The organism is Sphingopyxis sp. Soil_C_28, from assembly GCF_057657055.1.
On record NZ_JBDGJE010000001.1, the window covers coordinates 552,374 to 574,088 of the forward strand.

The 21,715-nt window shown below is 60.1% G+C and carries 19 protein-coding genes and 1 pseudogene; 7 read left to right on the forward strand and 13 right to left on the reverse strand.

The window, feature by feature from the left end:
- Positions 1–11: 11 nt before the first annotated feature.
- From AC3A43_RS02505 to AC3A43_RS02520, 4 genes are all read right to left on the reverse strand, one after another.
- Entirely contained in the window at positions 12–779 is a 768-nt protein-coding gene (locus AC3A43_RS02505) for an enoyl-CoA hydratase/isomerase family protein (RefSeq protein ID WP_487790962.1), read from the reverse strand.
- Positions 780–809: 30 nt separating this feature from the next.
- A complete protein-coding gene (locus AC3A43_RS02510) occupies positions 810–1,973 on the reverse strand; it encodes an acyl-CoA dehydrogenase family protein (RefSeq protein ID WP_487790963.1) in 1,164 nt (387 codons plus the stop codon).
- A 40-nt stretch (positions 1,974–2,013) separates the two neighbouring features.
- Positions 2,014–2,814: an enoyl-CoA hydratase/isomerase family protein gene (locus AC3A43_RS02515; RefSeq protein WP_487790964.1), complete on the reverse strand. Its 801-nt coding sequence runs from the start codon at positions 2,812–2,814 to the stop codon at positions 2,014–2,016.
- 118 nt (positions 2,815–2,932) lie between these two features.
- Positions 2,933–3,478 (reverse strand): TetR/AcrR family transcriptional regulator, encoded by a 546-nt coding sequence (locus AC3A43_RS02520; RefSeq protein ID WP_487790965.1) that lies wholly within the window; start codon positions 3,476–3,478, stop codon positions 2,933–2,935.
- 394 nt (positions 3,479–3,872) lie between these two features.
- Here AC3A43_RS02520 and AC3A43_RS02525 point away from each other — a divergent pair, with 394 nt between their 5' ends.
- From AC3A43_RS02525 to AC3A43_RS02535, 3 genes are all read left to right on the forward strand, one after another.
- Positions 3,873–6,164, forward strand: a complete 2,292-nt coding sequence (locus AC3A43_RS02525) for a TonB-dependent receptor (protein WP_487790966.1) — start codon at positions 3,873–3,875, stop codon at positions 6,162–6,164.
- 1,263 nt (positions 6,165–7,427) lie between these two features.
- On the forward strand, positions 7,428–8,279 hold the full coding sequence (locus AC3A43_RS02530; RefSeq protein ID WP_487790967.1) for an MlaA family lipoprotein: 852 nt from the start codon (positions 7,428–7,430) through the stop codon (positions 8,277–8,279).
- Positions 8,280–8,391: 112 nt separating this feature from the next.
- Positions 8,392–9,081 (forward strand): hypothetical protein, encoded by a 690-nt coding sequence (locus AC3A43_RS02535; RefSeq protein ID WP_487790968.1) that lies wholly within the window; start codon positions 8,392–8,394, stop codon positions 9,079–9,081.
- Positions 9,082–9,598: 517 nt separating this feature from the next.
- On the opposite strand, the gene AC3A43_RS02540 is transcribed toward AC3A43_RS02535, so the two are convergent.
- Positions 9,599–11,974: a bifunctional diguanylate cyclase/phosphodiesterase gene (locus AC3A43_RS02540; RefSeq protein ID WP_487790969.1), complete on the reverse strand. Its 2,376-nt coding sequence runs from the start codon at positions 11,972–11,974 to the stop codon at positions 9,599–9,601.
- A 939-nt stretch (positions 11,975–12,913) separates the two neighbouring features.
- Here AC3A43_RS02540 and AC3A43_RS02545 point away from each other — a divergent pair.
- On the forward strand, positions 12,914–13,117 hold the full coding sequence (locus tag AC3A43_RS02545; RefSeq protein ID WP_487790970.1) for a hypothetical protein: 204 nt from the start codon (positions 12,914–12,916) through the stop codon (positions 13,115–13,117).
- A 28-nt stretch (positions 13,118–13,145) separates the two neighbouring features.
- Here AC3A43_RS02545 and AC3A43_RS02550 read toward each other — a convergent pair whose 3' ends face one another.
- From AC3A43_RS02550 to AC3A43_RS02575, 6 genes are all read right to left on the reverse strand, one after another.
- Positions 13,146–13,727, reverse strand: a complete 582-nt coding sequence (locus AC3A43_RS02550) for a hypothetical protein (protein ID WP_487790971.1) — start codon at positions 13,725–13,727, stop codon at positions 13,146–13,148.
- Between the two features lie 280 nt (positions 13,728–14,007).
- Entirely contained in the window at positions 14,008–15,009 is a 1,002-nt protein-coding gene (locus AC3A43_RS02555) for a Csu type fimbrial protein (protein ID WP_487790972.1), read from the reverse strand.
- A complete protein-coding gene (locus AC3A43_RS02560) occupies positions 15,000–17,396 on the reverse strand; it encodes a fimbria/pilus outer membrane usher protein (protein ID WP_487790973.1) in 2,397 nt (798 codons plus the stop codon). The genes AC3A43_RS02555 and AC3A43_RS02560 overlap by 10 nt, the downstream gene beginning before the upstream one ends.
- 8 nt (positions 17,397–17,404) lie before the next feature.
- Positions 17,405–18,199, reverse strand: a complete 795-nt coding sequence (locus AC3A43_RS02565; RefSeq protein WP_487790974.1) for a fimbrial biogenesis chaperone — start codon at positions 18,197–18,199, stop codon at positions 17,405–17,407.
- A 10-nt stretch (positions 18,200–18,209) separates the two neighbouring features.
- Positions 18,210–18,839: a Csu type fimbrial protein gene (locus tag AC3A43_RS02570; protein ID WP_487790975.1), complete on the reverse strand. Its 630-nt coding sequence runs from the start codon at positions 18,837–18,839 to the stop codon at positions 18,210–18,212.
- Positions 18,811–19,353: a Csu type fimbrial protein gene (locus tag AC3A43_RS02575; RefSeq protein WP_487790976.1), complete on the reverse strand. Its 543-nt coding sequence runs from the start codon at positions 19,351–19,353 to the stop codon at positions 18,811–18,813. The genes AC3A43_RS02570 and AC3A43_RS02575 overlap by 29 nt, the downstream gene beginning before the upstream one ends.
- 110 nt (positions 19,354–19,463) lie before the next feature.
- Between AC3A43_RS02575 and AC3A43_RS02580 the strand changes: the two genes are divergently transcribed.
- A complete protein-coding gene (locus tag AC3A43_RS02580; RefSeq protein ID WP_487790977.1) occupies positions 19,464–19,742 on the forward strand; it encodes a hypothetical protein in 279 nt (92 codons plus the stop codon).
- A 145-nt stretch (positions 19,743–19,887) separates the two neighbouring features.
- Here the strand turns inward: AC3A43_RS02580 and AC3A43_RS02585 are convergent.
- Positions 19,888–20,672 (reverse strand): annotated as a pseudogene (locus AC3A43_RS02585) (threonine aldolase family protein); the annotation flags it as partial.
- Between the two features lie 16 nt (positions 20,673–20,688).
- On the opposite strand from AC3A43_RS02585, the gene AC3A43_RS02590 reads away from it, so the two are divergent.
- Positions 20,689–21,054, forward strand: a complete 366-nt coding sequence (locus AC3A43_RS02590) for a hypothetical protein (RefSeq protein WP_487792044.1) — start codon at positions 20,689–20,691, stop codon at positions 21,052–21,054.
- On the opposite strand, the gene AC3A43_RS02595 is transcribed toward AC3A43_RS02590, so the two are convergent.
- Positions 21,051–21,254 carry a helix-turn-helix domain-containing protein gene (locus AC3A43_RS02595; RefSeq protein ID WP_487790978.1) on the reverse strand — a complete coding sequence of 68 codons (204 nt, stop codon included), beginning with the start codon at positions 21,252–21,254 and terminating at the stop codon, positions 21,051–21,053. The two genes, AC3A43_RS02590 and AC3A43_RS02595, sit on opposite strands and share 4 nt — an antisense overlap.
- Between AC3A43_RS02595 and AC3A43_RS02600 the strand changes: the two genes are divergently transcribed.
- The gene (locus AC3A43_RS02600; RefSeq protein WP_487792045.1) at positions 21,159–21,656 is read left to right on the forward strand and encodes a hypothetical protein; all 498 of its coding nucleotides are present in this window, start codon (positions 21,159–21,161) and stop codon (positions 21,654–21,656) included. The genes AC3A43_RS02595 and AC3A43_RS02600 overlap by 96 nt on opposite strands.
- The last annotated feature ends 59 nt before the right edge of the window (positions 21,657–21,715 follow it).

Sequence of the window (21,715 nt, forward strand, 5' to 3'; positions counted from 1 at the left end):
CATTGTCCAGCTTAACGCTGCCGCGTTCCGACCTTGGCGCGCGCGGCGAGCATGCGGTCGGAAATCTCGGGGTTCCAATGGACGTCGCGGTACTGAACATGGCCGTAGACATAGGCCGCCATCGGATCCATCGCGGAACTGCGACGCAGCATCTCGGTGGTGCGGACAACGGTAGGTACGGTGGTCGATGCAATCTCGGCGGCGATGCCTTGCGCAGTCTCGAGCAGGCGGCCTTCGGGCGCAATTTCGTCGATCAAACCGATGCGCAACGCCTCATTGGCATCGATGCGCCGGCCGGTCAGGACGAGCAGCTTCGCCTGGCTTTGGCCAATGATGCGAAGCAACGGGTCGACGAACGGGGTGAGTCCAAATCGGATTTGCGGGAAGCCGAAACGCGCGTTGGCACTGGAAACGCGGATGTCGCAGAACACCGCGATGTCGCAGCCGCCGCCAAAGGTCGGGCCGGCAACGGCAGCGATCGTCGGCTTGGGATATTCGAGTAGCTCAAGATAGCCGTAGTAGGTCGCGTCATACCAGCGCAGGCGGTCGGCCTCGGTTTTCCAGTTCATCGTGTCGAGATCCAGCCCGGCGGAGAAAAACTCCTCGGTCCCCGTGATAACCACAGCCGCGACCGCATCGTCGCGGCGCCACGTGGTCAGCGTCTCGACAAGATCCTCAAACAGCTCGGTGCTCAGCGCATTCTTCTTGTCGGGACGATCGAGATAGATCGTTGCGACGCCGTCGATGATTTCGGTCCGCATGGTGCCGTGTTTGGCCATATTTTCTCTCCTGAACGCTTGTGTGAAAACCTATAGATTGCGTGCGATCAGCAGCTTCATCACCTCGCTGGCGCCGCCATAGATTCGGTGGATGCGGCTATCGCGAAAAATGCGCGCGATCGGATATTCGAGCATGTAGCCGTAGCCGCCGAACAGCTGGAGGCAGCCGTCGACGATCTTCGAAAGCTCCTCCGATGCCCAATATTTGGCCATTGAAGCGAGTTCGGGCGTCAGTGCGCCGCGGATCAGGAGCTCGGTGCAATGATCGACGAAGACACGGCAAACAACCGCCTGCGTCTTATATTCGGCGAGCTTGAACTGGGTGTTCTGAAAGTCGGCGAGCGTCTTGCCGAACATTTGCCGCTCGCGTGTGTAACGGATAGTTTCATCCAGCGCCCGCTCGATCATGGCCATAGCCTGCCAGGCGATTATCAACCGCTCCTGTGGCAATTTGGCCATCAGTTGCGGCAAACCGAGTCCCTCCACGCCGCCGAGTAGCGCGTCATCGGGTACGAACATATCGTCGAAGAACAACTCGGACGTGTCCTGTCCTTCCTGACCGATCTTTTCGAGATTGCGACCACGCAGGAACCCGTCGGGTGCATTCCGTGCATCGACGACGAAGAGCGAGATTGCGCGGCTGCCGCCTGCCGGATCGGTCTTTGCGGCAACGACGATGACATCGGCGATCTGACCGTTCGAAATGAAGGTCTTCTGACCGGTCAACCGATAGCCGCCCTCGCACTTGCGCGCGGTCATCCGCATGCCCTGAAGATCGGATCCAGCGGCGGGCTCGGTCATCGCGATCGCCGTAATACATTCGCCCGTACAGAAAAGCGGCAGCCAGTGCCGTTTTTGCGCGTCGGTGCCGAACTCGGTGAAATAGGGCAGGATAACCGCGTTATGCAGGCTCACCGTCAGCGCATCGGCGCCGCGGTGACCGATCGCCTTCGTAATGATCGCCTCGTAACGAAAGTCGGCACCGGCGCCGCCAAATTCTTCGGGGACCGAGATGCCAAGCAGGCCGGCCTTCGCCGCGGCATCCCATGTGCCGCGGTCGACCTGCTTGTCAGTACGCCATTGCTCGATCCGGTCCGGGGACGCATGCGCGTCGAGGAAGCCCGCAATCGAACGGTCGAATTGCACGCATTCCTCGGCCGCAAAGACAGCGGATTCGACCAGGTCAAGGCTCATGCCGGGCTCCGCCGCCAGTCTTCGCTGAAACGCGCGTTCATCACGACGTCTGTTTGGCGACGCGTTCGATGGCGACGGGGTCGCCAGCCTTCAAACGATCGAACCCGCGCGAAATCCGCTCGCGGAAAATTCCGCGCTGGAGCAGGTCATGCGTGACGGTGAGCTCATACTGGAGCGCGCCCAGATGATCCATGTTAGAGGCACGAAGCGCGACCCCCTTGAAAATCCGGGCCAGCTCGGGACCCATCTCGGCGATCTGCTTCGCGAGCGTCAGCGAACGGCTGCGCAGTTCGCCAACGGGCGTGACTTCGCTGACGAGGCCGATGCGAAAGGCTTCCTGCGCGTCGATCGGATCACCGGTGAAATACATCCGGCGTGCGTGCTGCTTGCCGACGCGCGACATGAGCGCGTGATAGAATCCGTTCATGGCATATTTGACCTGGGTCGAACCGAAGAGCGCATTTTCGGAAGCGATCGCGATGTCGCACATATTGGCGACATCCATGCCATAGCCAGGCGCTACGCCGGCGACGGCGGCAACGCTCGGCTTTCCGAAGTCGTAGATCGCCTTCATCAATGCGAGCGCCAGATCGTTGAAGCGCCGTCGATCATTGTCGTCGGCCGTGTTCAATATGTCGACGCGCCAGCCAGCGCAGAAATATTCCTCGGTGCCGATGAACAGCACGCACGAGACGGCGTCGTCATGCTCCCAGGCCGCCAGGGCAGAGATGATCTCCTCATGAAGCTCCCAGCCGAGTGCATTGCGCTTTTCGGGATGATTGAGCTGCAAGATGCCGACGCCATCTTCTACACTGGTGAGCAAAAACCGATAATTGGACATGTTATGACCTTTGTTACCTACTAGGCGGTAACATCGTCATATGGGCGTGTTTACTCGCTGTCAACCGCATGTGGGAAATCATGGATTCGCGCGCCTGGCAGGCGCTGAGAGACGAGAATCAGGCTTGGCCGGTGCCGATGCCCTCGAGGACCAGGCTGACAAACTGATCGGTGACTGCCCGGGGCGAAGTGTCGAGCGCGCCGGCTTGCCAATGGGTCATCCAGTTGATCATCCCGAAGATGCCGAAGGCTACGATCTTGGGATCCTGCGCGCGAAGCGAGCCGTCCTTGCAGCCCAGTTCGATACGATCGAGCAGATCGCGATTCAGCATCCGTTTGTAGTTACGCGACTTGGCTTTTCCCGCGTCGCTCATGACGCGTTCGTCGGCGACGACCATCGAGAGAACGGTGTCCTGCAGCAGATCGATATAGGCTTCAATGAAGATGCGGACGCGTTCGCGTCCGGGGAGCCTCGCATCGTCAGCTTCGGCTATTTTTCGCTGAAAATAGATATATCCGCTCGCGATACACTCAAGGAGAATGTCCTCCTTGCTGCGGAAATGATAATAAAGACTCGGCTTGGTAATCGACAGGCCCGCCGCGATATCCTCAAGGCTTGTGCGATCATATCCCTTCTCGCGGAACAGTGAAGAGGCGATCGACATGATCAACTCCTTGGTGACGCTACCTCGTCTGCGACCAGCTTTTTGAACAGGTGCGGGCGCGCGCGACGGCCGCGGAGCGGCAGGTGTCGTGCCGGTTGGCGCTTTGCGCTGTTTGGCGGTCTCCAAAGTTATTCGTTCCATCTGTCTTGCGCACGTAGCGCCCCTGTCTCCCCGCTTAAGCTGATGCGCTGGCGCGCTTGCCAAGTCAGGGCGACGGACAGGGCATAGGTCCCGCGTGACCGGTTGGTCAATAGTGACGCCATTATGCCGTCTGTTGACAAGTGGAAAAGCGTAAATTACCTACCGGACGGTAACAAAGCGGAGACGGTCTATTGTGGCTGGCCATTCGCAAGTATGAGGGAGAGGGAATGTGAAGCCTTTGACGAGTCGTCTGATGTATTCACTGAGCGCGGCAATGGCCGTTGCGCTGGCTTCGCAAGCGGCAGCCCAAGAGGCGCCGCTGGCAGAGGATTCGGCCGGCGCGGGTTCGCAGGACATCATCGTGACCGCCCAGAAGCGCAGCGAAAGCGTGAACAGCGTTCCGTTGTCGATCACAGCCGTGTCGGGTGACGATCTGAAAGCGCAGGGGGTCACCGACGTCGCCGGCCTGGCCAAGGTGACGCCAGGGTTCAACGCGATCGACAGCGGCTTCGGGACCCCCGTGTATTTCTTGCGCGGGATCGGCTTTTTCGACAGCAGCCTTGCGGCGAAACCTACTGTCACCGTCTATGTTGACGAGGTTCCGGTTCCGTATTCCGTGATGACCAAAGGTGCTTCGTTCGACCTTGAGCGCGTCGAGGTGCTCAAGGGGCCGCAAGGCACGCTGTTCGGTTCGAACGCGACGGGCGGCGCCATCAACTATATTGCCGCCAAGCCGACCTGGTCGCCCGAGGCGGGGGTTGCGCTTTCCTATGGTCGCTTCAATCGGTTCAGTGCCGAGGGTTTTGTCAGCGGACCGCTCTCGGAAACACTCGCAGCGCGCATCTCGCTCCGCCACGAAGGAGGGGGTGATTGGCAAAAGAGCTACACGCGCGATGCCAGCTTGGGACAGCGGAGTTTCACGCAAGGCCGTTTGCAACTGGCATGGCGACCTGTCGAAACGGTGCGCTTGAACCTCACGCTCAACGGCAACCAGGATCATGGCGATACGACGGCGCCCCAACTTGTTACGCCGTTCCAGCAGTCGGCAGGCTTCTTCGATCCGCGTCTCGTCGCCTATCCGCGCGCGCCCCGAAATAACCGTGCTGGGGATTGGGGTACCAGCTACCCGCTCAAGAAAGACAATTGGCAGGTGCAGGCCGCGCTGCGCGGCGAAATCGACGTGAGCGACGACATCACCTTGACCTCGATCTCGGCCTATTCGCGGTTCAAGGAAGCCTATGGTCAAGATAGCGACGGGACGACCCTGCGACTTACCGATGTGTTCCTTCAGGGCGACATCAAATCGTTCAGCCAGGAGCTGCGCCTCGGCGGCAGCTTGCTCGGCGACGGGTCCTGGATCATCGGCGGAAATTATGAATGGGGTAAGACCCACGAACTGCTGACCCAGCGGCTGAACGACCAGTCGTCGGCGCATGTGTTCGATCGGTTCGGATTCCCGTCGATCGAGCTCGTGCCGCAACTCGGCGACACAAAATACCGCAGCCTTGCGGCCTTCGCCGACGTCAGCATACCGCTTGGCCCGACGCTGAAGGCGACCGGCGGTATCCGTTACACCGACACCAAGGTCGAATTCGCTGGCTGCACGCTCAATGCCGGCAACGGGACTTACGCGCGCGGGTTCGAGTTGATCTTTGGTCTGCCCTCGGGTGCGATCCCGCCCGGCGGCTGCGTTACCTTTGACGACGCCGGTCGCCCGGGACTGTTCGAGGGCAGTCTGCCTGAGGACAATGTGTCGTGGCGCGGCGTTCTCCAGTGGGAGCCCGGTAACGGCAAGCTGTTCTACGCCAGCATCAGCCGCGGGTATAAGAGCGGATCCTTCGCGACGCTCGCGGGCAACCGTTTCTCGCAATATATTCCCGTTCGGCAGGAACAGGTGACAGCCTATGAGGTCGGCTTCAAGGCTGCGTTGCTCGATCGCGCCGTCCAGTTGAACGGCGCGCTTTTCTATTACGACTATCTCGACAAGCAGCTGAAGGGACGGACGATCGTCCCCGTCTTCGGGCCGCTAGAGGCTTTGGTCAATGTTCCCAAGTCGCGGATCAAGGGTGCCGAGATGCAACTCGTCGCGCGGCCGCTCGACGGGCTGACCGCCAATTTCGGGGCCACCTATATCGACAGCAAGGTCACCGGCAGTTTCAACAACTTCACGGCATTCGGGGCGGCCACCGACTTCGACGGCTTCCGCTTTCCCTATACGCCCAAGTGGCAGCTGAACGCCGATCTCGAGTATCGCTGGGGGATCGGGGGCTCGAAAGAGCTGTTCGTCGGGGGTAACTACACCTACCGCAGCTCGACCTCCGGCGATTTCAAGCCCGACGCCCGGCTCTTTATCGAAGACTATGGGCTTCTCGATCTCCGCGCGGGGGTGGCCGATGTGGATGGCAAGTGGACGGCGAGCCTCTACGGGCAGAACGTCACAAACGAATTTTACTATAATACGGCGCTGCGCCGCGGTGACACCGTCGTTCGCTACACGGGGATGCCAGTCACCTATGGCGTCAATGTGAGCTTCCGCTTCAAGTGAGACTTGTCGCCGTTTCGGCACGGCGTCCGCTAGACGAAGTGATGGCCGAAAGCAGACTGACTGCTTTCGGCCAGATCACGATGTGTGTCGTGCATGGCACCGCCTGCCGATCAGGAGCGCAGCAGCATGCTTATTAGCAGCAATTCCTCGACGTTCCGTCAGACGCGAAAACTGTCGGCTCCATCTCCTGAGATCTGTGAGACATGCAGTCTCAGGAGATGGAGTTGCATTCGGTACGCAAAACGACGTCTAAAGTTCCCGACTTTTCGGATTTTCTATAATATAAATCCTTATTATTATATAGAATAATATTATATGTCACATATTTTTCGATAATTTTTAATAGAATCTTCCAATATTGTGAATAGAATCTGAACTATACATTCAGGATCGAGATAAGTTCTGGCGGGCTCAAGGGTGGTGTGCTTTGGGGCCGCGTGGAGAAATCAGATAAAACATTTTTATTAAGCCTGACCGTTTCGGCCGCGGCGAGATCGGGCCTGCCGCTGCGCAGAATCTGGACAATCGGTATCGGGACCGGCCCGGAAGCCATCGCAACGATGGCAGCCGCCGCGAACAAAATCCTGCCATCTGCCGGTGGGTGCGACCAACGGCTCACCGCATCAGGGACAACGTCGCGTCAGAAGGCTTGTCGCGGCGTATGTGCTTCGCCTAGAGCGGGACGTCTTAACGCGGCCAAGATCCACTCTACAGATCTCGGGGAGAGCAACTCTGTCGGCAGGCGCCTCTCAAGGGCTATCCAGGGACGATCGTATCTGACCAAAGCGGACGGTCGCACGCCTCGGTTGGGCCAATGTCCTTGCGATGAAACGGCAGGCCGAGCTTCTTTTTCCTTTCCTCCCGACTGTGGAGGGGTAAAGCCGCCTTGCCCGCTATAGCGGGTTAGGCGACATGGGACGAAGGAGGAGGCGTCCTTGTTTACAGTTTCGGGCCGGTGCCCCAAGCAGGAGTTTGGTACATGCGAGCGATGCTCATCCACCCCATGACGACGGGATCGCACGCGGAATGAGCCTTTCAACCGTCGCTGCGCTCCTCTTGCTGTCCGGGGCAACACCCCCTCCTGGCGATGCCACACAGGAAAGCCCGCCGGAGAGCGAGCAGCGGCGAAGCGATGACGCCCCGGCCCCGCCGGAGCCGCCGATCGTCGTGCCGACAATCGGAACGTCGCCATCTCTGGGCGCGTCCGCAACATCCGATAGCGAGCTGCCGGCCGCAATGCCGTCGTCGCCGGATGATATTGTCGTGACAGCGCGCGGCGAAGCACCGCCGGGTGACCCGCTGCAAGAAGTCAACATCACATCGTTTCGGGTGGTCCAGTCGGTCGACAAGGCGCTCGTGGCCCCGGTCGCCTCGGGCTATCAGGGCATCGTCCCCGAACCCGTTCGCGACGGGCTTGGCAATGCGCTGCGAAACCTCAGCGAACCCGTCAATTTCCTGAACTTCCTGTTGCAGTTCAAAATCGGCAAGGCCGCCGAGACACTCGGCCGTTTTGCCGTCAACACGACCTTCGGCGTCGGCGGGCTTTTCGATGTCGCAAAGACGAAGCCGTTCAATCTGCCCTACCGGCGCAACGGCTTTGCCAATACACTAGGTTTTTATGGTGTCGAGCCCGGCCCCTATTTCTACCTCCCGCTTATCGGATCGACGACCTTGCGCGACCTCGCCGGCAACAGCATCGACCTGCTCGTCGTGCCGACCGCCGTCGGCGCGCCTTTCAACCGCACCGCCTATGCGGTTCCGACAACGGTGATCAGGCAGCTTAACGATCGCATCGAGGGCGACGCGCAAATCCAGCGGCTGCAACAGCAAAGCCTCGATCCCTATGTCGAGACACGCACGCTCTATCTCGAAATGCGCCAACGCGAAATCGACGCGTTGAAAGGCAAGGGCAGGGACGTCGTCGCCGATTCCAGCGCCGAAACCACGGCCAGTCCGACCGAGCGCTTGCCCGATGCGGAAACACCCGTCGCCGTGGAGCCCAGGAAAATCGAAACGCCGCCGGCGGATGACATGCCGCCGCTCTCCGCCAACCATTCACCAAACTCTCCCCGATCATTCTCGGCCGACACGATCGAAAATCTGCGGCGAGGATAGACCGGGCTTTGTCGATAACGCGCGGCGAGTTGCTCCACTCGACCGCCCCGCGCGGGATCATGACCCGACCGACTTTCACAGCAAAAGCTTCGACTGGCTTGGGAGATCGCGAATGCACACGCCTGCGCACCGCCTGGACACGCAAATATACGTCCGAATTGCCGCGCTATGTCTGGGAATTAACATCACCGGCTTTGGACTGAACGCCGCGCTTGGCCGTGTCGATAGCAGCGCGCTTTCGCCGGTCCTCTATGTTCACGCCTTGCTCTTCGTCGCCTGGAGCGTACTGGCCGTCGTTCAGCCCTCGCTCGTGGCACGCGGAAACCCGATTACCCATCGCAAACTTGGATGGGCGATGATCGTCCTGGCCGTTGCAATGGGTGTCAGCGGCTTGGGGATTACGGTGTCGGCCATATCGGCAGGACGAATGGCGCCCGCTAATATTTTCATGATGATCAATATTCTGACCGTGGCCGGCTTCCTTGGACTCGTTGCGGCCGCGTTGGCGTTTCGGCGCAAAATGGCGTGGCACAGCCGGCTGATGACATCGGCGAGCATCCTGCTGACCGGACCGGCCTGGGCGCGCATCCTGCCTATGGATCTGCTGGGACCCGCGGGCCTCATCGCGATATCGGCCTGCGTGCTGGTCATGTCTGCATGGGGCATGGTTGAGGATCGCCGTACCCGGGGGAGGGTTCACCCTGCCTGGTGGTGGGGGGCCGGCGTGGCGACCCTCATCGGCCCGCTATCGCCGCCTTTGGCCTTCGTCCCCGCTTTTGCCGATTGGGCCGCGAGGATCTGACCAGTGTCCGCGCGCGCCGGCTTGCGGAGTGCGCAGGTACGAAGTGGGGGGGCGCCAAAAAAGACGCCCGTCCGATCGAGACCGGACGGGCGTCAGATGAAAAGCTCTGATTTCCTGAAAGGAAGAACTCTCCTTGGGTCGCATGGCGGTGGTTAGCTTCGGAGGCCGCACGATAATTGTACGGCAGCGCCAAATGCATGGCCCATTGTGGATATTCAGGGAGAGGAAGGGCGTTGTCCTGCACGATTCTGCCGCGCGCGATAGTCGGCTGTCGGCGCCGCGCTGTAACGCCCGTTCTTCGTTTCAGCAATTCAACCGGATGGTACATTGACGGCGACCGCGCAGCGTCAAAATGTCGGCTTTTGTTTACTCGGCGGTCAACTCACCAAGCGGTTGCTTCCGTACTTCAAAAAAAACGCTGTAGCGCGCCGATCAAAGTGAGAGGAGCGGCCGATCTCATATCCCTTCCATTTCATTTTTTTGAGCAATTGGGGCTTAGTAGGATTCAACCCAGCCTTCAAAAACGCTTTGAAGCTCCCAGCGCCGCTGCTCTTTTGAGCGAGACAACTTTCCCGACCAACCGCAGATTCGGCCCGCCCCTTACTGCTTCGGCGGGCGCGCCGAATAGAAAACCTTGGGCTTGCGGGCATCCTTCTTCAAGAACCATCTGGCGTTGCGCTTCGGTCTCGACACCTTCGGCCACCACAGGGAGATCAAGGCTACGCCCGAGGCCGACAATAGCCCGGATGATCGAGCGGGCCGATTCATCGTCGGTAACATGGCTGACGAAGCTGCGGTCAATCTTGATCTTGTCGAAGGGGAAAGCCTGGAGGTTGCTGAGCGACGAATAGCCCGTCCCGAAATCATCCATCACGATCCGCACGCCGAGCGCCTTCAACTGGTGGAGCGTGTCGAGCGCCGCGGCGCGGTCGCGCAGCATGACGCTTTCGGTTACTTCCAGTTCAAGCCGCGCGGCACAAAGCCCGCTTTCAGCGAGGACTGCCGCGACGATCAACGGGAGATTGGGTACTTGGAACTGGACCGCCGACACGTTGACCGCGATGTTCACATGTGACGGCCAGTGCATCGCCGCTGCGCAAGCTTCGCGCAGCACCCATTCGCCAATCGGGATGATGGCGCCGACATCCTCTGCAATCGGCACGAATATTTCGGGCGGGATCGGTCCGCGCGTCGGGTGCGCCCAGCGTAGCAGCGCTTCATAGCCGACGACTGCGCCTCCGGCCGTGGCGACGAGCGGCTGGAACATCAGACTCAACTGGCCACGCGTGATCGCGTGGCGGAGGTCATGCTCGAGTTCGCGACGTTCGCGAACAAGCCGATCCATTTCGAGATCAAAGAAACAGGCCATGCCGCGGCCGCGCTCCTTGGCGCGGTAAAGTGCGACGTCCGCATTGTCGCGAAGCTTGTCGGCGTCGTCGGCATCGCCGGGGAAAAGCGCAACCCCGATGCTGACCCCGACGGCCATCGGATCGCGAGTGATGTCCATTTCATGCGCGAAAGCGTCGAGAATGCTTTGCGCCAGCCGCCGGGCATCGCTGACGTCGCCGATTCCGCGTTGGATGATGAGGAATTCGTCGCCGCCAATGCGTGCTACAATGTCGTGGTCTTTGGTGACGTCGCGCAGCAGCGCCGACACGCGGCAGAGAATCGCATCGCCCGCCGCGTGGCCGAACAGATCGTTCACGGCTTTGAAGCGGTCGAGATCAATGGCGAACAGGGCGAAATGCTCGCCTGTACGTGAGAGGCCGTCGAGGACCGTGGAAAAACGCGCCCGATTGGGCAGACCGGTGAGCGCGTCGTGCGCCGCGAGATGCTCGACTTGCAGTTCGGCGCGCTTACGCGCGGTAAGATCGCGCACCGCTAGCACTTGGCAACGGCGGCCACGATATTCGATGCGGTGCGCACTAATCTCGACGAGAAGTTCCTCGCCGTCCGCGCGTCGGAAGACCGCCTCGGCGGGACGCTCTCGCTCGGCGTCAAGACTGAGGCCGTCGATCGGTTTGAACCAGCATGTGACTTCGGTCCCGATAAGGTCGGAAACATCGATGCCGAGCAGGGCCGCGAGTTGGCCATTGGCCTCGACAATGCGACCATTGCTTGAAATGGCGAGCCCCTCCAAGGTCGCATCGGCGAGTCCGCGTAGGTCGGTAAAAAGGCGATCGAGAAAGGCGCCGACCAGTGCGAGAATCATCAGCCCCAATGCTGCCGCGACGATCGCTACGACCAGCCAAGCATTGCTCCGCGTGGCGGCGGGTGACATCTGCGACGGGTCCGGTGCGAGTACCGTTGCCGACATCGCGGTAAAGTGCAGGGTGACCACGCCGGCAACAGCAAACGCAGCGGGCAAAACGATACGGGAGAGGCGTGTCAGCTTTCCGAAAAGCGTGAAGGATAGCGTGAAGCAAAGTGCGACGATCGCATATGCGTTGGCGATTGTCCCCCAATCGTAGCGGATCACAGCCGGCGCCTTGATCGCAGCCATGCCGGTGAAATGCATGGCGCCGACGCCGATTGCGGCGATCACGCCCGCACTGACGCTCTGCCGAACGCTGAATTCACGGCCTGCGGCAAGGAAGGCCAACCAGAAACAGAGGATCGCGAACACCGCCGAAACCGCAGTCAGTCCAGGCGCGAAGCTCATCGGCATCGTGCCCTGATAGGCGAGCATCGCTATGAAATGCGTTGCCCATACGCCAATCCCAGCCGCCAATCCCGCCACCGCAAGCCACTGCCGTCGCCGCTCCTCGACGCAATCGACCGATCGCTGAAGCAGAAGGAATAGTGCCGCGCTCCCCAAAATCCAGACGAGAGTAGCCAGAAAGACGAGCCGCAAATCGTGCTGCAGCATGATACATTCGATGACCCTGAACATGTTGTACCCCCGTTTGTCACGTCCGAGCATCGCGGAGGCTAGGTAAAGGCCGGATGAGTTGGCTCGGGAGATTGCTCCATTTTGGTGGGACGCTTCCGCAAGCAGCAAGTCCTGGCAGCCAACAAAATTTCATTGCCATTGTCTTCAAAAACGAAGGGCCGCAAACAGAGATATTTGGCGACGGATTATCTTTTTGTCGCACAAATAATGACTTAACTTAAGGATGCCTTCGCTTGACGCGAAAATATCGTGAAGCCCCAACTGGCTTGCGAACCAGAACGTAAGTGAACGAAAGCAAGCATGCATTCCATTGCGCTCATTCGATCGGCCTAGAACATTATCCATTGTCGAGCATTGTTGTAATTTTGCAGCTTTATGCTATGCTTTTTTGGCAAAAGAAGACGCAGTCACTGCTGGGGGGAAATGACCCATACGCGAACGCAGGATGCACAACATGCTGTTTTGCCCGCTATCTGTGGAGCGAGCGAATCCCCTGATTTATCCTGCATAATCATCGCGTTTCCAGTGCGACAGGATCTGAGATTTGCGATCTGGACGCAATTGCATGGATAGGGATTTTCAATCGATATCGTCGACCGGCGCAGGCCAGAAGTGCGAAGCTGTGTTTCAAGCTATTTTGGACGGTCACCGAGAAATCGCCGCAATCGCCGAAACGGTCCGCCTCCCTCGGTCGACCGTCGTCCGGGCCGCTGCTCTCTTGCGCGACCTTGGGCGTATTCGGGTCGGGAGCCGGGAACCGTTCGAATTGGAAGTGATTTCGTCCGAATAGTGGCGCATTTTTGCGGGCTATCCGCGGTTAGCGCGTCTGAATCGCTGTTGGCCGATTCCTTGTTTTAGTTGACGGCCAATTTTGCTATCGAGCGCCATCTCCCCAGTCCGCAGCTTTCTCGGGCAAGAGGTCGAAAAGGTGCGGGTCGTATGGACAAACATCTTGAAAGGGCGCGGGCGCTACGTGCGGTGCGGGCATCGCTGTATGAGCAACTGGCGATCCTCGATCAGCTTGGCGAAATGCTCGCTGCCATCGAGTTGAATTCCACTATAGAACTTCTTAGCGCCCAACTTGGCGAACAAACGAGCGACGAAGAGATACAGCGTCTCCAGCGGAAATATCTTTCGGACTGACGTCGCCGTGGCAATTTTGCGCCGTAGCTCAGGCTTCGATCCTGTCGAAATAGACATCAAGCTTGACCCTGATTTCATTGCTGAGATCGATGTACACGCGTCGGCCGTCGTGATCATCGCGCCTGCGCACGAACCAGCCGCACACTGTTAGGGTCTTGATCCAACGCAGCGCGGTTGTTGGTGGGACTGCAGAGGCTATGCAGAGGCTCGAAACCGACACTTCCTGCCCTTCATAGTGCGCTGCATAAAGATCGAGCATCATATCCCACACCGGATCGGCAAAAAATTCCGGCGGAAAGAATTCGCTGCGCATTCTGCGTTGCCGGATATATTCGCGAACATTTAGTGCGCGATCGTCGGTGGTCTGGATCCTTTGATTTTCGGCGCTCGATTTCTCGATGAACGTCGGAATGTCGGTCGGGAGCGCGGGGTAGCCGATAAGGCCTTTGGCGTCGTGCGTGCGGAAACTCTGCAGTACAGGACCAAGTGCGCCGAGAGCGTGTCGCAGGAACGTAACTTGGCGTTCGAGTTCATCGATACGTGCTTGACCCGCGCCTCCCTCTCGGATGTTGGCGCCTGTGTCAGACTTTGCTTCTTCCGGTTGAACCATAGATCCCCCCTTCCATTGAAGCTAACGGCTATTCGCCGTCGCGATTAACCCCGACCGAAGGAAGTTGACTCCACAATGGATCAAATTCCACATGTCGGCGACCGAGCGCGGAAGCGTATCTGCTTTAACAGAATTACAAGATGAAGTCGCGAATCCTCGCCAGCTGAACATCAAATATCGTTGCCAATTTGGTTCCATCGTGGCCGAGAACAGTTTCAAACTGTGCGCGATCATTGCCAAGCTTGTAGGGCCAGGAAAATCTTGGTCGAGCCAGTGTTTGTCAGAAGTCCACATCGATGCGGATGGTATCGCTATAGGCGCCCGGCGGCGGGTTGAGCTGCCCCGCCGCGATTTCAGCGCGATATGTGAATCCTTGCGTCGTCACTGAGTCATATATGCCGGCATTGCTGTCGGCCCCCGCGCTACTACGCCGCGCGCTTCCGACAGCGCCCCAGCGATTAGGCGAGGTGGCGGACTGATAGATTTCGTAGGCGAGATGCTCGCCGCCGTTTGCCATGCGCCGCTCACCCCCATTCGGATGATCGCCGTCATCCAGCCCCACCGTATAGGCTGAGCCCGCGCTGCAGCGAATAAGAATTGTGCGGGTGACCGGATTGAAGCTGCCGGCCAGCGGAGCCGATCCGAAGTCGAGGTCGGGCGCGGTGATGATGCAGTCATTTTCGACGACGAGTTCGACGTTGACGCGCACCGCGGTCCCAGTTCCCCAGTTAATCGGGGTGATCAGGGGCACCGGCCGAACGAAGCCGGGGCTAGAAGAATAGCTGAGACACAGTGCGACACCGAGTGAACATACCGAATAATACCATCTCAGATCGAGATGGCCGTTGTAGGTGCCAGCGCGAAGGGCGGTCGTCGGGGACGTTCGGATATAGATGGGAATACTGTTGCTTGTTCCGGAAAAGAGGCTGACCAGGCTCAGCGAGGACAGATTCTGGAAATTGCCGACCGTCAGCGGCGTCCCGTTCGGTGTCAGCGACGCAATATAGCCGATCTGGCTTCCTCCAGGCCCGTTCAGCGTGAAAGTCGAGGTATCGACACGCAGGCCAACATAATGGGCTGTGAGCGCCGCCAACAAAATGTCGCACTGCAGACCCGCCGACCCGCTGCTCTGCTGGACATCGGTGGCGAGTGTGTAGCTGCTGTGGCTGCCAAGACTGGTGCTCGTCGTCGATGTCGTGCAGCCGAAGGCCGGATCTGACGCCGCTAAAGCGAGCGCGGTACCAGTGAATGCGGCGAGCGACCAACGCCTTCCTACCGGCATATCATGTCTCCCAGGTCGGCAATATTCGCCGTTTCGCTTATGGCCTTTTTGGACAGGCCGGATGGCGCGGAGCGACAATGGCTTCCATCCGGTAGTACCGCGACGATCGTGTCCACCCCGGCGTTTTCGACCGCGCCGAGATTCTCGATGAAGAGCAGGCCGTCCCAGCCGACAATTGCCTCAGTACCGCCCACCTGCGCGCGCGTCCCCGCTGCGACGACGTTTCCATTGGCGTCCTTCAGCACCGCTCGGGCGGACCGTAGTCGCTCGACGGGAAAGCGCACGACATGGCCGCTACCAGCTGCGACCGCGGCGTACTGCTCGACGATCGGTACTTGGACGTCGGCGGGAAGCGATAGCGGGTCGATCGTATATTTGGCGGCATAATAGGCGCTCGCCCACGGGATCAGGAGCTGGCCATTGCCGTTGGTTGTGCCGACGAGCTGATTTTCATACCGAACCGGGATGTCAGGCTCGCCATTAGTGTTCACCACGACAAAGGCGTCGGCCACCCGATTGGCGGCGAACAGCGAATTGTCCATGAAAATGAGCGACCCGCTCGCCCCGAACCAGCCCGTGACGTCCTCTGAGCCATAGGCGCCCGCGCTGAGTTGCACCGGGTCGGTCCGCCATGTCATGTCGCCGCGCAGATACAGGTCGTTGCCTGCGCCGCCCGCCGCGCTTGCACTCCAGCCGAGACCGCCTGCTACGGGTACGGCGCGACTATAGTCGGCACGCCAGCCTATCGGTGCTCCCGGCGCTTCGGTCAGGCTCGCTGCCATCGTGCCGGCGCGGCCGCCAAGCGGCATCGTCAGCGTGAATGCGCCCGACCAATCGCGCCGCTCGAATTCGCGGCTCGCGGTGGCATGAATGCGGCTGCCTTGCCAAAGCGGCATCGTCCAGCTGGCATTGGCAAGCCGTGCATCGTTGCCGAACTGCTGACTGATGTCGAAATAGCCGAGGCCAAGCGTTCCCGCACGACCGAGCGAGAGGCTAAGCGTTGCCGCGGTGATCTGCTCCCACCCGCGGCTGCGGCGATCGAGCAGCCCGAGATCGACATAGTCGGCGCCGCGCCGACTGTGCCGGAGTCCGAGCGAAAAGCCCCGGGTCTGGTAGTCATATCCCAGCACCAGCTCACCTCCGCTGGCGCCGCCGTTCCGGAAACTGCGGCTGTACGCGGCGCTCAACGTGCCAATCTTGCCCAAGCGGACCACGCCACCGCCGCCGGCAAGCTGCATGTCGTCGGCAATCTCGGCCCGTACCTCGAGCGTCACCGCATCGGTGACGCCGTGCCGTGCCGACGCGGTCGCGGCGACGCCGCCATAATCGAAGTTTCGGGTGCCGTAATTCTCGCGGAACGAACCAAAAGCCACCGCAAAATCGGTCAGGCCCGGGTGCAGCAGCGCGCTCGACACATAGAAGGGCAGGGTCGTTGCGACGCTGCGGCCTTGCATGTCGGTTACAATCAGATTGGCCTCGCCATAGCCGTTGATTGGGGGCAGCGTTTCCAGCGCGAAGGGGCCGGGGTTGACCGCCCCACCCGCGATACGCTGTCCGTTCAGGACCAGTTCGACGGTTGAGGGGAGGGCAGCGCTGCCTTTGAACTGCGGTAGCGGATAGGTAACGACATCGGGCCGCACAGAAAAGTCGCGCGAAACCTGGATACCGCCAAGCCGAACCGCCGAGGCCCAGGGCAGCGTGCGGGTGATGAAATCTCCGACCTCGATCGTCGTCGCTGTTGCCTCGTCGGACCGGCGGAAATAGCTGTCGTAGCGGACATAACCTTTGCTGGATCCGGCACGCAGCGCGCCGCTCGTCGACAGGATCCCGGCCCCGCTGAAAAAGCGCGCTTCGTGATAGATCGAGGCCTGTACGGACTTCCCGCCGCCCCCGCTCACATAGACGTCGTAATTGAGCAGCGCGCCCATATCGTAATTTGCAGGCGTGAATTTGCGCTTTTTGGTGCCGAGTTGCTGTTTCGGGAGGAATTCAGGGGACACGGTGAGATACAGGCGTTGGCGCGGTACGTCATAGTCGGCGCTGACTCCCTCAAGGCTATCGATGAAGGTCGTTTCGCTGGCGTCGACAATCGGCGGGAGCTGCAAGCCCGCGCCTCGAAGGTCAGCGAGGCGAAGTTCGAAGCGTCCCTCGCGCGCCAGAACGGAAACGATCTTACCGGAGGCGAGCCCGTTGACGACCAGCTCTAGCTCGAGCCGCTGCGGCACCGGCCCCGCGTCGCGTACATCAAGTCGCTTCGGCGGTGGTGGCAGGTCACCAAAGGAGGCCGACCCCGTGGTGGCCGCTTCGAGCGGCAAGGGCAGGAATAGTGCTGCCGCCCACATGAGGCCTGCGCGCCGGGCCGTTGGATATTGGGGTGCGGCGACCATGAAGCGGCTCAGTCGGCCATACGCTCGAGGCGGGTGCGAGCAGCGCCATTGACGGCGGCGACAAGCTCGGCGCCTGCCGCCGTGCCTGCCGGGAGCGGCCAGCGCATTGTGGCGCCGGGAAGCACATAGCCGAACAAGCCTTTCGCCAAAGCAATGTCGGTTTCCGGTGTCCCTCCTTGGGCGAATGCGACGTCGGTCAGTCGGGCGTGCACATTGCCCATGTTGCGAACTTCGAGAAACTGCTTCCCGGCGATGCCGGTCAGTCGCCAAGCCAGCTTGGGGCTAGGGGTTGCGGTCTTGGCCTTGGCTGTGCCTTTGAGTGTCAGGCCGTCGCCATAGACGAAGAGCGGCAGCGAATAGCGCATCCGGAAACTGACCGCCGCACCGCTTTCCGTTGCGGGCGAAGATGTCGGTATCTCATCAACGACGACCCGGAACGCTTGCTCCGTCCGCGCCGGGGTCGGAGCCGTCGGTGTCAGGCGAATGAGTTGCTTCTCCCCCGGAGCCACGGTGACGATGGGCGGCGTCCCCAATATTATTTGCTGCGGTGCATATGCATTTTTGCCGCCGGCCTGCGCCCAGGCGTAGATGCGAACCTGCAACGTAATCGGCGCCTTGCCCGGGTTTTCAAGCCACAATGCTGTGGCGCGGGCGTCGGATTCGATGACCGGATCGACTGGCCAGATGAGGAGCGAGCCCGCTTGTGCCGCGGCGGGGCGCGGTGCGACGAAAAGCAAGACGAGGGCAATTAGTAGCAAGAGAAGCGAAAGCGGACCCTGCTTGGTCTTTTTTGCCTGTTTCATCGATTCATCCTCACCATGTCAGCGTGACCGTCAGCGTGTCGCTGTACGCGCCCGGCGGCAGCGCGCCCGGCAGCGTCAATGTGGCGAAAAGCGGAAGGCGAACGTCGTCGCTATTGGCAGGGGTGACAGAAACCGAGGCACTGCCTCCGATTGCAATTGGCAATGTGCATCCGGCATCGCGGCAGACCGTGTAGGCGATGCGTGCGCTGTTATCCGACCCGCGTTGAAGGTGCCGTGCGCCCGCGGCGGCGTGATCGCCGCCATCGACGCTCATTGCGAGCGCAATGCCAGGCGTGCAACGGAGGCGAATTGTTTGATTGCTGGTGATCGATGCGCTGTGCGTCGCGGTGGAGAAGGTTGAATCGGTGCCGAAATCAAGCGTTCCAATGTTCCCGGCATGCCCGCTGTCGCCAAAGCCGTCCACGAGACACCCCGACGTGACGGTCGCGGATACATCGAATTGTGCTGTCGTTTCTGCGTAAGCCGGAGAAAAAAGGCCGCCCCCGCTCGCGACCACAGCGAGGAAGGCGGCCAGCGCCCGGCGCTCAGGTTCCCAAGTGCCCGCCACGTGTAGGGCCATGACGGGGCGCCGGACGGAGAGCACGATAAACCTAGAGCTCCAGCAAAACGGTGACGACATCGCCGTAGGTGCCAGGAACCAGCGTCGCTTCACCGAAGGCGCGGCCATAAACATTGACGGTCTGCGCAGCACCGCTGGATGAAAGGGTCAGGTCGCCGCCAATCGGGATGATGGTTGTGCGGCCGGCGTCCGAATAGAGATTATAGGTGACGAACTGCCCCGGGGTGCTGCTGTGCGCCATCGCGCGCAAACCCGAACCCGCGCCGTCGCCGTCATTCTCTCCGGCATCAAACGACAAAACCGGGGTGATGCCGGGGCTGCACTGGATAGTGATGGCGCTGCCACCGCTCAGGACTTCGCCGTCGGCCTCGGTGAACAGCGTGTTCTGCGTTCCGAAATCGAGACTGCCGAAATCGGCGCCGGATGCACCATCGGAATAATTCTGGCCGTTGACGATGCAACCGGCTTCGAGTGTGATCGTCGCGTCGACCGAGCCGGTAATGTCCGCATAGGCTGGCGCCGCGGTTAAAAACGCGACGCCAATCCCAAGGACTGGAAAGAGGATTTTGCGCATAGCTTGTCTCTGCCTCCTTGGCGCTGTCGGCCATTGACGCGAATGCGCTGCTGGCCTCACCTCAGAGATAGGCCAGACGGCTTAACCATAAGCTGCTTGGACCCCGCGAATTGGACCAAATTGGAGTAGATGACGAAGCGCTCGCGGCGAGGCAGTTAGATGCGCAGGATCGCGGAAATACGCGATTTTCAGTACTGCTGACGGCTTTATTGTTGGGACAAAACAAGGTCCAATTTGGAGAAATAACGGTCGAGAAGCATCAATGGCGCTATCGTATCGCGCACCTTGACGTCACCCAAATCGATCCGGCTTTGCATCGCAATGGGGAAACGGCCTTCGAGCGACATCGTTGGCGAGTGGGCGACATCGCCGGTTTGCGTTTTACGTAAACGCCGCCGCGTCGCTTTTCTCGATGAAGACTTTAGCGCTATTCTCCGCGCTACGCGATCCACGACACAACAGAACGGCGGTAGCCAATGACGGCTTCGCACAAACCTCACCTAGCAGCCGACGGACCGGGACGGCCATCGCAGGCTAAAATTGAAGATCATAGGTCGCCTCGACGGCCAATCCCGCCATATGCTCTGCCAATAGATCGACGGCCTCGATACTGGCATCCCAGGCGAACATGAAGCGCGCGCTGCCACCTATGAACGTGTAAAATCGCCAACCCCTCGCGCTGAGACCTTCAAGGATATTGTCGGCAGCGTGGAGGAACACCGCATTGGCCTGCACCGGGAAGGCAAGGCGGACACCGGGAAGACTTTCGACCGCCGCAGCGAGGCGCGCGGCACAGCGGTTCGCATGTTCGGCATTGCGGAGCCAGGCACCGCTTCGAACAGGCCGATCCACGGCGCCGCCAGGAAGCGCATTTTCGAAGCGAGCTGGCCCGCTTGTTTGCAGCGATTGTCGAAGTCGGTCGCGAGCGCGGTGTCGAAAAAGACGATCGCTTCCCCCGCCGCCATGCCGTTTTTCGTGCCGCCGAAGCAAAGCTCATCGACGCCTGCCCGCCAGGTGATATCGGCTGGCGCGCATTGCAGCGTTGCGCAGGCATGCGCGAAGCGCGCGCCGTCCATATGGAGCTTCAGCCCGAGATCATGGCACGTCGCCGAGATCGCGTGGATCTCGTCGATCGAATAGCACTGTCCGGTCTCGGTGGGCTGGGTGATCGTCACAACGCGCGGTTTCGGAAAATGAATGTCGGACCGGCTGGTCGCGAGATCACGAATCGCCTCGGGCGTCAACTTGCCGTCGGGCGATTGCGCGACGAGCAGCTTCGATCCGTTCGAGAAGAACTCCGGGGCGCCGCATTCGTCGGTTAAGGAGGAATGGGATGTGGCGATTTCGGGAAGAATGAGTTCAGCCAAGCAGGGTGCCGTCTTAGCTCCTTGGCGGATTCACGACATCCGAAGGACGGTGGCGACGGGAATCCAAGCTTTGCAGGTCAGAACGGAAATCATCGAGGCGGTCCTCAATCATCTCTCCGGCACGAAGAGCGGCATTGTAGGCGTCAGTGCGCCGCAATATACGCAGGTCGATGGCAGGATATTGCTCAACAGCCCCGCGACGGACGCTGCGCCGCCGACCGGAATTGATACCGCCCATGATGGCCTCTCTATGTCGCTAATGCTGGACATTATACGAAATAGTCCGGCCAAGATCAGGCGAAACCCCGGTCGTTGGGCTAGCCTATACAGCTAGTCGAGTAGGCGGCCGGGGGCGACTTCCAAAGCGATGGCGAGTTTCTCCACTACGCTAATTGTCGGATTGCGAGCGGCGCGTTCAAGGTCGCTGACGTAGGTGCGATGCAAACCCGCTTCGTCAGCGAACGCTTCTTGGGACCAGCCCTTGTCCTGTCTCAACTGACGCAGGTTCTTCGCGAGGCGCTCTCGGATATCCATCTGCGCGACAGCACCTTTATGTCGCCGATTGGTCTACAGACGATGAGTGACAAATCCTTTGACCCCGGAATCAACTCTACTTATCGATGTCACTTATCGACTACACTATGGGGAAGTGAAATGCGGAAACATTATGTCGTCTTTGCTGCGCTGTTGCTTGCTGGCTGCGTTTCAATGGGCACGAATTACGACGCTACCGCAGTTGATCGGCTCCGGGTTGGCATGACCAAAGCGGAGGTTGTCCAGATGCTCGGACAGCCCAATCAGGTCATCACGATTGCAGATGGAACCGAGCGCCTAATATGGGTGCATTCAACCGGGTCAGCCTTCGGTGCAAATGCGCGATCGGTCGGTTTGCCTTTCGGACGCGACGGCAAGTTGATGGACGTACCCGCCGATTAAGATTGAAGGATAGTCATTCGAACGAAAACCGGTCGATTTTGGCTTGGTCACTTTCGACG

What these genes read in the sequence shown, in the direction of transcription:
- AC3A43_RS02505 (WP_487790962.1), bottom strand. Translation starts at nt 779, where the DNA reads ATGGCCAAACACGGCACCATGCGGACCGAAATCATCGACGGCGTCGCA.
- AC3A43_RS02510 (WP_487790963.1), bottom strand. Translation starts at nt 1,973, where the DNA reads ATGAGCCTTGACCTGGTCGAATCCGCTGTCTTTGCGGCCGAGGAATGC.
- AC3A43_RS02515 (WP_487790964.1), bottom strand. Translation starts at nt 2,814, where the DNA reads ATGTCCAATTATCGGTTTTTGCTCACCAGTGTAGAAGATGGCGTCGGC.
- AC3A43_RS02520 (WP_487790965.1), bottom strand. Translation starts at nt 3,478, where the DNA reads ATGTCGATCGCCTCTTCACTGTTCCGCGAGAAGGGATATGATCGCACA.
- AC3A43_RS02525 (WP_487790966.1), top strand. Translation starts at nt 3,873, where the DNA reads ATGTATTCACTGAGCGCGGCAATGGCCGTTGCGCTGGCTTCGCAAGCG.
- AC3A43_RS02535 (WP_487790968.1), top strand. Translation starts at nt 8,392, where the DNA reads ATGCACACGCCTGCGCACCGCCTGGACACGCAAATATACGTCCGAATT.
- AC3A43_RS02540 (WP_487790969.1), bottom strand. Translation starts at nt 11,974, where the DNA reads ATGTTCAGGGTCATCGAATGTATCATGCTGCAGCACGATTTGCGGCTC.
- AC3A43_RS02545 (WP_487790970.1), top strand. Translation starts at nt 12,914, where the DNA reads ATGGACAAACATCTTGAAAGGGCGCGGGCGCTACGTGCGGTGCGGGCA.
- AC3A43_RS02550 (WP_487790971.1), bottom strand. Translation starts at nt 13,727, where the DNA reads ATGGTTCAACCGGAAGAAGCAAAGTCTGACACAGGCGCCAACATCCGA.
- AC3A43_RS02555 (WP_487790972.1), bottom strand. Translation starts at nt 15,009, where the DNA reads ATGCCGGTAGGAAGGCGTTGGTCGCTCGCCGCATTCACTGGTACCGCG.
- AC3A43_RS02560 (WP_487790973.1), bottom strand. Translation starts at nt 17,396, where the DNA reads ATGGTCGCCGCACCCCAATATCCAACGGCCCGGCGCGCAGGCCTCATG.
- AC3A43_RS02565 (WP_487790974.1), bottom strand. Translation starts at nt 18,199, where the DNA reads ATGAAACAGGCAAAAAAGACCAAGCAGGGTCCGCTTTCGCTTCTCTTG.
- AC3A43_RS02570 (WP_487790975.1), bottom strand. Translation starts at nt 18,839, where the DNA reads ATGTCGTCACCGTTTTGCTGGAGCTCTAGGTTTATCGTGCTCTCCGTC.
- AC3A43_RS02575 (WP_487790976.1), bottom strand. Translation starts at nt 19,353, where the DNA reads ATGCGCAAAATCCTCTTTCCAGTCCTTGGGATTGGCGTCGCGTTTTTA.
- AC3A43_RS02600 (WP_487792045.1), top strand. Translation starts at nt 21,159, where the DNA reads ATGCAAACCCGCTTCGTCAGCGAACGCTTCTTGGGACCAGCCCTTGTC.
- AC3A43_RS02595 (WP_487790978.1), bottom strand. Translation starts at nt 21,254, where the DNA reads ATGGATATCCGAGAGCGCCTCGCGAAGAACCTGCGTCAGTTGAGACAG.